Origin of the sequence: Mycobacterium sp. AT1 (assembly GCF_002043095.1) — a bacterium.
Taxonomy (GTDB): Bacteria; Actinomycetota; Actinomycetes; order Mycobacteriales; family Mycobacteriaceae; genus Mycobacterium.
This window is the reverse complement of the sequence record NZ_MVOC01000018.1, coordinates 127020-138766: the sequence shown is the minus strand read 5'-3', so window position 1 is coordinate 138766 and position 11747 is coordinate 127020. Positions and strand designations below refer to the sequence as shown.

The 11747-nt window shown below is 68.5% G+C and carries 9 protein-coding genes; all 9 read left to right on the top strand.

Going from position 1 to position 11747, the window contains the following annotated elements; genetic code table 11:
• Window positions 1-1621, top strand: a 1621-nt coding sequence (locus tag B1790_RS10270; RefSeq protein ID WP_079923104.1) for a prolyl oligopeptidase family serine peptidase, incomplete at its 5' end; no start/stop codon positions are given.
• Window positions 1622-1641: 20 nt separating this feature from the next.
• Window positions 1642-2895, top strand: a complete 1254-nt coding sequence (locus B1790_RS10265; RefSeq protein WP_079923103.1) for a trans-acting enoyl reductase family protein — start codon at window positions 1642-1644, stop codon at window positions 2893-2895.
• 56 nt (window positions 2896-2951) lie between these two features.
• Window positions 2952-5618 (top strand): valine--tRNA ligase, encoded by a 2667-nt coding sequence (locus B1790_RS10260; protein ID WP_079923102.1) that lies wholly within the window; start codon window positions 2952-2954, stop codon window positions 5616-5618.
• Window positions 5615-7063, top strand: a complete 1449-nt coding sequence (locus B1790_RS10255; RefSeq protein WP_079923101.1) for a folylpolyglutamate synthase/dihydrofolate synthase family protein — start codon at window positions 5615-5617, stop codon at window positions 7061-7063. Before B1790_RS10260 ends, B1790_RS10255 begins: the two co-directional genes overlap by 4 nt.
• A gap of 59 nt (window positions 7064-7122) precedes the next feature.
• Entirely contained in the window at window positions 7123-7467 is a 345-nt protein-coding gene (locus B1790_RS10250; protein WP_079923119.1) for a DUF4233 domain-containing protein, read from the top strand.
• An 11-nt stretch (window positions 7468-7478) separates the two neighbouring features.
• Window positions 7479-7889, top strand: coding sequence for a nucleoside-diphosphate kinase (gene ndk / locus B1790_RS10245; protein WP_079923100.1), 411 nt, complete (start codon window positions 7479-7481; stop codon window positions 7887-7889).
• Between the two features lie 303 nt (window positions 7890-8192).
• Window positions 8193-10934 carry an Rne/Rng family ribonuclease gene (locus B1790_RS10240; RefSeq protein ID WP_079923099.1) on the top strand — a complete coding sequence of 914 codons (2742 nt, stop codon included), beginning with the start codon at window positions 8193-8195 and terminating at the stop codon, window positions 10932-10934.
• A 190-nt stretch (window positions 10935-11124) separates the two neighbouring features.
• Window positions 11125-11436 (top strand): 50S ribosomal protein L21, encoded by a 312-nt coding sequence (rplU, locus tag B1790_RS10235; RefSeq protein ID WP_079923098.1) that lies wholly within the window; start codon window positions 11125-11127, stop codon window positions 11434-11436.
• Window positions 11437-11452: 16 nt separating this feature from the next.
• Window positions 11453-11719, top strand: coding sequence for a 50S ribosomal protein L27 (gene rpmA / locus B1790_RS10230; protein ID WP_056554679.1), 267 nt, complete (start codon window positions 11453-11455; stop codon window positions 11717-11719).
• Window positions 11720-11747: the final 28 nt, after the last annotated feature.

Sequence of the window (11747 nt, the reverse complement as noted above, 5' to 3'; positions counted from 1 at the left end):
CGCCGCCCGCGCAGCCGACGTCACTCTGGTCACCGCGTCGCTGATGCCGTCGGCGGCCGACGTCGCCGACGACGAGCGACTGCGCGCGTTGCGCAAGGACACCAAGGTGTCGGCGGTGCTGCACACCGGCTATCCCGTGCGGCACTGGGATCACGACATCGGCCCCGCCGAACCGCATCTCGTCGACGTGGCAGGCCGGCGCGACGTCACACCCCGGCCCGGTGGTGGCCTGCGCGAGGCGGACGTCGACCTCAGTGCCGACGGTCGGTTCGCCGTGGTGTCGTGGGCGGTGCCCGGTCCCGGCGCCTCGATCCGCCACGAGCTGGTGCGGGTCGACGTCGAAACCGGCGAGCGGACGACGATCGCCGACGACCCTGGTGCCGATCTTGGCGCCCCCGCGATCTCGCCCGACGGCTCCGCGGTGGCGTTCGTCAGAGAGTCCCACTCGACGCCCGAGCTGGCGCCACGAATCACGCTGTGTCACATGAAGTTCGGTGAAACGTTCACCACGGTGGCGGCCGACTGGGACCGATGGCCTGCTTCCGTCGCGTGGACCACCGACGGCTCTGCGCTGGTCGTCACCGCCGACGACGCAGGTCGTCGGCCGGTGTTCCTCGTCGACGCCGCCGACTCGTCGGTGACGCGTCTGACCGACGACGACTTCAGCTACACCGACGTGCGTCCCGTCCCCGGCGGCGTGCTCTTCGCGCTGCGCAGCTCCTATGCCGCTGCACCGCACCCCGTCCGGATCGACCGCGACGGCTCCGTCACGGTGTTGCCGTGCGTCGAGATGCCAACCCTGCCAGGAGAAGTGGTGGACGTGTCTGCCGTCGCGGACGACGGCACCGAGGTGCGGTCGTGGTTGGTGCTTCCCAGTCCCGACTCCGAGGCCGACGCGCTCGCACCGCTCGTGCTGTGGATCCACGGCGGCCCGCTGGGCAGTTGGAACACCTGGCACTGGCGCTGGAACCCCTGGCTGCTGGCCGCGCGGGGGTATGCGGTCCTGATGCCCGACCCGGCGCTGTCGACCGGATACGGACAGGACTTCATCCAGCGCGGCTGGGGCGCATGGGGATTCGCGCCGTATACCGACCTGATGGCGGCTACCGACGCGGCGCTGCGACACCCGAGGGTCGACGCGACGCGCACGGCGGCGATGGGCGGATCCTTCGGCGGGTACATGGCCAACTGGATCGCCGGTCACACCGACCGGTTCGACGCGATCGTCACCCACGCCAGCCTGTGGGCGCTCGACCAGTTCGGCCCCACCACCGACGGCGGCTACTGGTGGGCCCGCGAGATGACGGCCGAGATGGCCGAGCGGAACTCGCCGCATCGCAGCGTCGGCGACATCTCCACCCCGACGCTCGTCATCCACGGCGACAAGGACTATCGGGTGCCGATCGGCGAGGGCCTGCGACTCTGGTTCGAATTGCTGACCCGGTCCGGGTTGCCCGCCGCGGACGACGGCACCAGCCCGCACAGGTTCCTGTACTTCCCGACCGAGGGGCACTGGGTGCTCGCGCCGCAGCACACGAAGATCTGGTACCAGGTGATCCTGGCGTTTCTGGGTCGCCATCTGCGTGGTGAGGACGAGGAGCTTCCGGACACCCTCGGATGACGTCCCGGTAGCTTGGGGTCATGACCGAAGCACAGCGTGAATTCGACATCGTGCTCTACGGGGCGACCGGGTTCGTCGGCAAGTTGACGGCGCAGTACCTGGCGAAGGTGGGCGGTGCGGCGCGCATCGCGCTGGCGGGCCGATCGGTGGCCAAGCTCCGTGACGTCCGCGAATCCCTCGGCGACGCCGCTAGTGGCTGGGAGCTGATCGAAGCCGAAGCGGGCCAGCCGTCCACCCTGAACGACATGGCCGCCCGCACCCGGGTGGTCGTCGCCACCGTCGGGCCGTACACCAAGTACGGGCTCCCCGTGGTCGCCGCGTGCGCGGCCGCGGGAACGGACTACGCCGACCTGACGGGCGAGACGATGTTCATCAGGGAGAGTGCCGACCTGTTCGGGAAGGAAGCCGCCGACAACGGTGCCCGCATCGTGCACTCGTGCGGATTCGACTCGATCCCTTCGGATCTCACGGTGTACGCGCTCTACAAGCGGGCGCTCGCCGACGGAGCCGGCCAGCTGGGGGAGACCAACTTCGTGCTGCGCGGCTTCGCGGGCGGCGTGTCGGGGGGCACCGCGGCTTCGATGATCGAGGTGATGCACACCTCGTCGACCGATCCCGAGGCGCGCCGGGCGATGAGCGATCCGTACACGCTCAGCACGGACCGCGCCGCCGAGCCCGAACTCGGCCACCAGTCCGACACCCCGTGGCGCCGCGGGCGAGACATCGCCCCCGAACTCGACGGCATTTGGACGGGCGCGTTCGTGATGGGCGCGACGAACTCGCGAATCGTGCGGCGCAGCAACGCGTTGCTCGACTGGGCGTACGGCCGGTCGTTCCGGTACTCGGAGAACATGAGCGTGGGGTCCTCGGTGGTGGCACCCGTCGCGGCGGCGCTCGGCACGGCCGCCAACGCCGCGGTGCTTGGCCTCGGCAGCCGGTACTTCGACAAGCTGCCCCGCAGCCTGGTCGAACGCGTGCTACCGAAGCCGGGCACCGGGCCGAGCGAGCGGGCCCGCGAGAACGGGCACTACACGGTCGAGACCTACACCACGACCACCAGCGGGGCGCGCTACCGGGCGACCATGTCGCAGCAGGGCGACCCCGGGTACAAGGCGACGTCGGTGTTGTTGGGCGAGTGTGGGCTGGCGCTCGCGCTGGACCGCGACGCCCTCTCCGACCTGCGCGGCGTGCTCACGCCCGCGACCGCTCTCGGCGACGCACTGCTGGCCCGCCTCCCCGCCGCGGGTGTGACGATGAAGACCGAACGGCTGTAACTGCTCGTCGTCGGGGGCTTTTATGTCAGCCCGTCGGGAGTTCCTACACTGTCGAGGTGACCGTCAGCCCGAAATCCGCAGATAGCCCAGGGGTGCAAGCCCTACCCAAGTCGTGGGATCCGGCCGCGGTAGAGACCGAGCTGTACCAGGGCTGGGTCGACGCGGGTTACTTCACCGCCGATCCGTCGAGCGAAAAGCCGCCCTATTCGATCGTCCTGCCGCCACCGAACGTGACGGGCAGCCTGCACATGGGCCATGCCCTCGACCACACGCTGATGGACGCGCTGGCCCGGCGCAAGCGCATGCAGGGCTACGAGGTGCTGTGGCTGCCCGGCATGGACCACGCAGGCATCGCCACCCAGAGCGTGGTGGAGAAGCAGCTCGCCGTCGACGGCAAGACCAAGGAAGACTTCGGCCGCGAGCTGTTCGTCGACAAGGTGTGGGACTGGAAGCGCGAATCCGGCGGCACGATCGGCGGGCAGATGCGCCGCATCGGTGACGGCGTCGACTGGAGTCGCGACCGCTTCACCATGGACGAGGGCCTGTCTCGCGCGGTGCGCACCATCTTCAAGCGGCTCTACGACGCGAACCTGATCTATCAGGCCGAGCGGCTGGTCAACTGGTCACCGGTCTTGCAGACGGCGATCTCCGACCTCGAGGTCAAGTACTCCGACGTCGAGGGCGAGCTGGTCTCGTTCCGATACGGGTCGATGGACGACGCGCAGCCACATCTGGTGGTGGCCACCACGCGGGTCGAGACGATGCTCGGTGACACCGCGATCGCCGTGCACCCCGACGACGATCGGTACCGGGCGCTGGTCGGTCAGCGTCTGCCCCACCCGTTCCTGGACACCCAGATCATCGTGGTCGCCGACGCACACGTCGACCCCGAATTCGGCACCGGCGCAGTCAAGGTCACGCCCGCCCACGATCCGAACGACTTCGAGATCGGCGTCCGGCACAACCTGCCGATGCCGTCGATCATGGACACGAAGGGCCGCATCGCAGGCACCGGAACCCGGTTCGACGGGATGGACCGCTTCGACGCGCGCGTCGCCGTGCGGGAGGCGCTCGCGGCCGAGGGCCGCATCGTCGAGGAGAAGCGGCCGTACCTGCACAGCGTCGGACACTCCGAGCGCAGCGGCGAGCCCATCGAGCCGCGACTGAGCCTGCAGTGGTGGGTGCGCGTCGAATCGCTGGCCAAGGCGGCGGGTGACGCAGTGCGCAACGGCGACACCGTGATTCACCCCGCCAGCCTGGAACCGCGCTGGTTTGCATGGGTGGACGACATGCACGACTGGTGCATCTCGCGTCAGCTGTGGTGGGGTCACCGGATCCCGGTCTGGCACGGCCCGAACGGCGAGAAGGTCTGCGTCGGGCCGGACGAGACGCCACCCGAGGGGTGGGAGCAGGACCCCGACGTGTTGGACACGTGGTTCTCCTCGGCGCTGTGGCCGTTCTCGACGATGGGCTGGCCCGACCGCACCCCGGAGCTCGACAAGTTCTATCCGACAAGCGTTCTCGTCACCGGCTACGACATCATCTTCTTCTGGGTGGCCAGGATGATGATGTTCGGCACCTTCGTCGGCGACGACGACGCGATCACCGCCGGTGGCACCCGCCCCCCGCAGGTGCCGTTCGAGAACGTCTTCCTGCACGGCCTGATCCGCGACGAGTTCGGCCGAAAGATGAGCAAGTCCAAGGGCAACGGCATCGACCCGTTGGACTGGGTCGACGCCTACGGCGCCGACGCGCTGCGGTTCACCCTTGCTCGCGGCGCCAATCCCGGCGGCGACATGTCGATCGGCGAGGACTACGCCCGCGCCTCGCGCAACTTCGCGACCAAGTTGTTCAACGCCACCAAGTTCGCGCTGATGAATGGGGCGGCTATTGCCCCGTTGCCCGGTGCCGACGAGCTCACCGATGCCGACCGCTGGATCCTCGGCAGGCTGGAAGAGGTTCGGGCCGAAGTGGATTCGGCCTTCGACCGCTACGAGTTCAGCCGGGCGTGCGAATCGCTCTACCACTTCGCGTGGGACGAGTTCTGTGACTGGTACCTCGAGCTGGCCAAGGTTCAGCTGGCCGAGCGGCCGGACGGTGCCACGAACGCCGTGTTGGCGACCGTGCTCGACAGTCTGCTCAAGCTGCTGCATCCCGTGATGCCGTTCGTCACCGAGACGCTGTGGAAGACGCTCACCGGGCGGGAGTCCCTCGTGATCGCTGACTGGCCGCAGCCGTCGGGGTACGCCCTCGACCCCGTGGCCGGTCGCCGCGTCGCGGACATGCAGAAGCTGGTCACCGAGGTCCGAAGGTTCCGAAGCGACCAGGGCCTCAACGATCGGCAGCGGGTGCCTGCGCGTCTGGTCGGCATCGCTGAGGCCGACGTGTCGACCCAGGTCGCGGCCGTCACCTCGCTGGCGTGGCTCACCGAGCCCGAGGACGGGTTCACGCCGTCGGCCGCGGTCGAAGTCCGGTTGTCCAACGGGATGGTGCTCGTCGAGTTGGACACCTCGGGCACCGTCGACGTGGCGGCCGAGCGGAAGCGGCTGGAGAAGGACCTCGCCGTCGCGCAGAAGGACCTGGCGCAGACCACCGCCAAGCTCGGCAACGAGGAGTTCCTGGCCAAGGCGCCCGACGCGGTCGTCGACAAGATCCGTACCCGGCAGCAGGTCGCCGGGGAAGAGGTCGAGCGGATCACCGCCCGGCTCGCCGGCCTGTCATGACCGAGCCAACGGGCGAGCCGACACCCGAACCGACTCCAGAGCCGACACCCGACGAGATTGCGGCGCTGCTCCAGGTGGAGCACCTGCTGGACCAGCGCTGGCCCGAGACCAAGATCGAGCCGAGCACGGCGCGGATCTCGGCGCTGATGGAACTGCTCGGCTCGCCTCAGCGGGCGTACCCGACGATCCACGTCGCCGGGACCAACGGGAAGACGTCGGTCACCAGGATCGTCGACTCGCTGCTGACGGCCCTGCATCGCCGGACCGGTCGCACGACCAGCCCACACCTGCAGTCCGCCGTGGAGCGCATCTCGATCGACGGCAAGCCCATCTCCCCGGCCCTCTACGTCGAGACCTACCGCGAACTGGAACCCTTCGTCGAACTCGTCGACCAGCAATCCGAGGCGAACGGCGGCCCCCGCATGAGCAAGTTCGAGGTCGTCACGGCGATGGCGTTCGCGGCGTTCGCCGATGCACCGGTCGACGTCGCCGTCATCGAGGTCGGCCTCGGTGGCCGGTGGGACGCCACCAACGTCGTCGACGCGCCCGTGGTGGTCATCACGCCGATCGGTTTGGACCACACCGACTACCTCGGGGACACCATCGCCGAGATCGCCGGCGAGAAGGCCGGCATCATCGTCAAGCGGTTGCCAGATCCCGTCGCCCCCGACGTCGACCTGAGCACCGTGGCGATCATCGGTCAGCAGACCCCCGAGGCAATGGAAGTCATTCTCGCAGAGGCGGTTCGGGCCGACGCCGCGGTCGCGCGGGAGGGTTCCGAGTTTGCGGTGCTCCGACGTCAGGTCGCCATCGGTGGGCAACTTCTCGAACTTCAGGGACTCGGCGGGGTGTACCCCGAGGTGTTCCTGCCGCTGCACGGTGAGCACCAGGCGCACAACGCCCTGCTCGCGCTCGCCGCCGTCGAGGCGTTCTTCGGGGCCGGCGCCGACCGTCAGCTCGACGTCGACGCCGTCAGGGAAGGCTTCGCGAACGCGTCGAGCCCCGGTCGCTTGGAGCGCATGCGCAGCGCGCCAACGGTGTTCGTCGACGCGGCGCACAATCCGGCAGGTGCGGCGGCGTTGACCACGGCGCTCGCCGACGAGTTCGACTTCCGCCACCTGGTCGGCGTCGTATCGGTGATGGGCGACAAGGACGTCGACGGCATCCTGGCCGCGCTCGAACCCGCCTTCGACCAGCTCGTGGTGACGCACAACGGCTCACCGCGTGCCCTCGACGTCGAGGGCCTCGCCATGCGCGCCGAAGAACACTTCGGCCAGGATCGCGTCGTCACCGCGCAGACGTTGCCCGACGCCATCGAGACCGCGATCGCCCTTGCCGAGGACAGCGGGAACGAGGACTCGTTCTCGGGCAGCGGCATCGTCATCACCGGGTCGGTCGTGACCGCGGGTGCCGCCCGCACCCTCTTCGGACGGGACCCGTCGTGAGCGAGCCGGTGGACCAGAGACCAGTGGGACCCGACCCGTGGAAGAGCTTCCGCGGCGTCATGGCCGGCACGCTGATCCTCGAGGTCATCGTGGTTCTCCTTGCGCTGCCGGTGGTATCGAACTCTCACGGCGGGTTGACGTGGGTCAGCGGCGGCTTCCTGCTTGGGGTCACCGGCATCCTGATCCTGCTGGCGGGCGTGCAGGGCAAGCCGTGGGCGCTCAAGGCCAATCTGGGCATGCAGGTGGTGTTGATCGGCGGGGTCGTCATCCACCCGGCCATCTGCTTCATCGGCGTCGTCTTCGCGGCGGTGTGGTTGCTGATCGCCTACCTGCGCGCTGAGGTCAAGCGTCGGCAGGACCGCGGCCTGCTGCCCGGTCAGCAGTCTCCGCCGACCGACGGGTAGGCTTCCTCGCCGTGACTGAGCGGACGCTGGTACTCGTTAAGCCCGATGGCGTGAAGCGCCTCCTCGTTGGGGAAATTCTCGGCCGAATCGAGCGCAAGGGCTTGACCATTGCGGCCCTTGAACTGAAGAACGTCAGCGAGGAGCTCGCGCGGAAGCACTACGCCGAACACGAGGACAAGCCGTTCTTCGGTTCGCTGCTGGAGTTCATCACCTCGGGTCCGGTCGTGGCCGTGATCGCCGAGGGCCCGCGGGCCATTGCCGCCTTCCGTCAGCTCGCCGGCGGCACCGATCCGGTCGAGAAGGCCGCTCCCGGCACCATCCGCGGCGACCTGGCCTTGGTCACCCAAGACAACCTCGTCCACGGCTCTGATTCGCCCGAGTCCGCCGCCCGCGAGATCGAGTTGTGGTTCCCCGGCCGTTAGCTGCCAGCCGGGGCTAGATCGGCACCTCGTCGGAGCCACCGCCGCGATGTGGGATACTGGCCAAGGGTGACTGGCTTCATAACGGAGCTGGAATCCCGGATGAAGACTTGGACGAGCGCGACCACCTAGGACAGGTTCCGAGTGCGGCGCGAAGTCCAGCCATCATTCAGCCAGGCACTGAGGGTTCTCACGAACTGCTCGGAGCGAGACCATGACAAGCCCGGGAAGAGTTCCACGGGTCCATAGCGGAAGCCCTCGCGTGGCCGCGTCAGAACGACGCGCCCGGGGGCTTGAGGAGAGTACGTGGCTGACCGTGATTTTGCCGCCCCATTCGAGCTACCCGGAGAGACCCAGCGCGACGAGGATGCGCCGGCTCAGCTGAGCCTTGACGCCGCCGGCGTCTTCGTCGAGCCGGCTGCCCACCGCGCCGCGCCGTCGGCGCAGGCTCTCGAGGTGGAGCCCGAGCCGCCTCCAGTGCCGGAACCACTGCCACCCAACACCGCGCCAGCTGCCTACATGCCGCTGTTCGTCGCACCCCAGCCCGTCGCATTCGTCCCGCCCCGCGCAGTCGTGGTGCCCGACGACCTCGACGACGTGGACGAGGACGACGACGAGGATGACGACGACGCGTCGGGCGATTCCGACGACGACCAGGACGATCGCCCCGCGAACAAGCGGCGCCGTCGTGGCCGCCGTGGTCGGGGCAGGGGACGCGGAGAACAAAGCGAAGACGGCGACGTCGACGGCGACGGTCAGGACGACGCCGTCGACCAGGGCGACTCCGAAGAGGGTGCCGACGACGAGGGCTCCGACGACGACGGGGCCGACGACGAAGGTGGCGACGACGACAGCACCGGTGCCGACGGAGCCAACCGTCGCCGCAGGCGACGTCGCCGCCGCAAGACCGGTGGCGGTGCCGGAGATTCCGACGGCGACGACGCCACCTCGGCCGACGACCCGCCCAACACCGTCGTCCACGAGCGTCAGCCGCGGGCCGCGAAGGCCTCCAACAAGTCCTCCGGTGACGGGGAGATCCAGGGCATTGCGGGTTCGACGCGCCTGGAAGCCAAGCGTCAGCGCCGCCGTGACGGCCGCGACGCCGGCCGCCGTCGCCCCCCGATCCTGAGCGAGGCCGAGTTCCTGGCCCGTCGCGAGGCCGTCGAGCGGGTCATGGTCGTCCGCGACAAGGTTCGCAGCGAGCCGCCGCACGAAGGCGCCCGCTACACCCAGATCGCGGTCATGGAGGACGGCGTCGTCGTCGAGCACTTCGTGACGTCCGCCGCTCAGGTGTCGCTCGTCGGCAACATCTACCTCGGCATCGTCCAGAACGTGCTGCCCTCCATGGAGGCGGCGTTCGTCGACATCGGCCGTGGCCGCAACGGCGTCCTCTACGCCGGCGAGGTCAACTGGGAGGCAGCCGGACTCGGCGGTGCCCAGCGCAAGATCGAACAGGCGCTCAAGCCCGGGGACTACGTCGTCGTGCAGGTCAGCAAGGACCCGGTCGGGCACAAGGGCGCCCGGCTGACCACGCAGATCTCCCTCGCCGGCCGCTACCTGGTCTACGTGCCGGGCGCCTCGTCGACCGGCATCAGCCGCAAGCTGCCCGACACCGAACGTCAGCGGTTGAAGGAGATCCTTCGCGAGGTCGTCCCGGCCGACGCCGGCGTGATCATCCGCACGGCCTCGGAGGGCGTCAAGGAAGACGACATCCGCACCGACGTCAACCGGTTGCAGGAGCGGTGGGCTCAGGTCGAGGCCAAGGCCACCGAGCTCACCGGCAAGGCCGCGGGCGCCGCGATGGCGCTGTACGAAGAACCGGACGTGTTGGTCAAGGTCATCCGCGACTTGTTCAACGAGGACTTCAGTGGCCTCGTCGTGTCCGGTGACGACGCCTGGAACACCATCAGCGACTACGTGACTTCGGTTGCGCCAGAACTCCTTCCGCGCATGACGAAGTACGAGTCCGCCGCCTCAGGTGGTCCTGACGTGTTCGCGGTGCACCGCATCGACGAACAGCTGACCAAGGCGATGGACCGCAAGGTCTGGCTGCCGTCCGGCGGCACACTGGTCATCGACCGCACCGAGGCCATGACGGTCGTCGACGTCAACACCGGCAAGTTCACCGGTTCGGGCGGCAACCTCGAACAGACCGTCACCCGCAACAACCTCGAAGCCGCCGAGGAGACCGTCCGGCAGCTCAGGTTGCGCGACATCGGCGGCATCATCGTCATCGACTTCATCGACATGGTGTTGGAGTCCAACCGCGATCTGGTGCTGAGGCGGCTGACCGAAGCGCTCGCGCGCGATCGCACCCGTCATCAGGTCTCCGAGGTCACGTCGCTGGGCCTGGTGCAGCTCACCCGCAAGAAGCTGGGTACCGGGCTCATCGAGGCCTTCTCGACGACCTGCTCACACTGCGCCGGGCGCGGCATCATGCTGCACGGCGACCCGGTGGACTCCGGGTCCGCCGCCGGCCGCAACAGCGAGCCGGGGACCGGCCGCCGCAGCAAGCGCGGCAAGAAGGGTGGCCGGCCCGCAGAAGAGGTCCAGGTCGCCAAGGTGCCCGTGCACGCCGCGGGGGAGCATCCGATGTTCCGCGCCATGGCAGCGGCCACCGGCCGTGAGGAAGGCGACGAGGAGGACGGCGACGTCTCCGAAGGCGCCGAAGACACCGTGGTCGAGGGGTCCGAGGACATCGCGGCGACCGAGCCCGTCGAGGAAGTGCTGGCCGACGAGTCCGACGACGAGTCCGACGATGACGATGACTCGGACGACGAGGACTCCGACGACGACCTCGATGATGATGAGGACGACGACGACGACGACGAGGACGACGACGACATCGAAGTCATCGACGACGAGGATTCGGACGACGACGACTCGGATGACGACGAGGACGACGACCTTGATTCCGACGAGGACGACGACGACTCTGACGACGAGGACGACGACGATGACTCCGACGACGAGCCCGTCGTCGCGGTCACCGGCCGGCCCCGACGTCGGCGGGCAGCCGCCCGCCCCGCAGGTCCACCGGTTTCATGAGGCAGTACGCGTCGCGGAGTGGGTCGCGGTTTGACCCTCTACCCGCTGGTCACGTACCCTTGCACAGTTGTCTGCAGGCTCGGTAGCCGAGCCGGTGACACGCGGGGCTCATGATCCCCGCACCAAAGACCCGCGCACGCAGCCCCCGGGTGGCGCGCGCCCGCAAGCGAAGATGAGGATGACGCAAACGATGGCGACCTACGCAATCGTCAAGACCGGCGGCAAGCAGTACAAGGTCGCGGTCGGTGACATAGTCAAGGTGGAGAAGCTGGAGATCGAGGCCGGCGAATCCGTCTCGCTTCCGGTGGCGCTCGTCGTCGATGGTGCGAACGTCACCACCGCCGCGAAGGACCTGGAGAAGGTTGCCGTCACCGCTGAGGTGCTCGAGCACACCAAGGGCCCGAAGATCCGCATCCACAAGTTCAAGAACAAGACCGGCTACCACAAGCGGCAGGGCCACCGGCAGAAGCTGACGGTCGTCAAAGTCACCGGAATCAAGTAGTAGGGGAGCGAACTAAATGGCACACAAGAAGGGCGCTTCCAGCTCACGCAACGGTCGCGACTCGAACTCACAGCGCCTCGGCGTCAAGCGGTTCGGTGGTCAGGTCGTCAAGGCGGGCGAGATCATCGTGCGTCAGCGTGGAACCCACTTCCACCCCGGCGTCAACGTCGGCCGTGGCGGCGACGACACCCTGTTCGCCACCGCCCCCGGCGCAGTCGAGTTCGGTGAGAAGCGCGGTCGCAAGACCGTGAACATCGTTCGCACCGTCCGCGCGGAGGCCTAACACCAAGTCGAGATCGACGTTTTGCGGC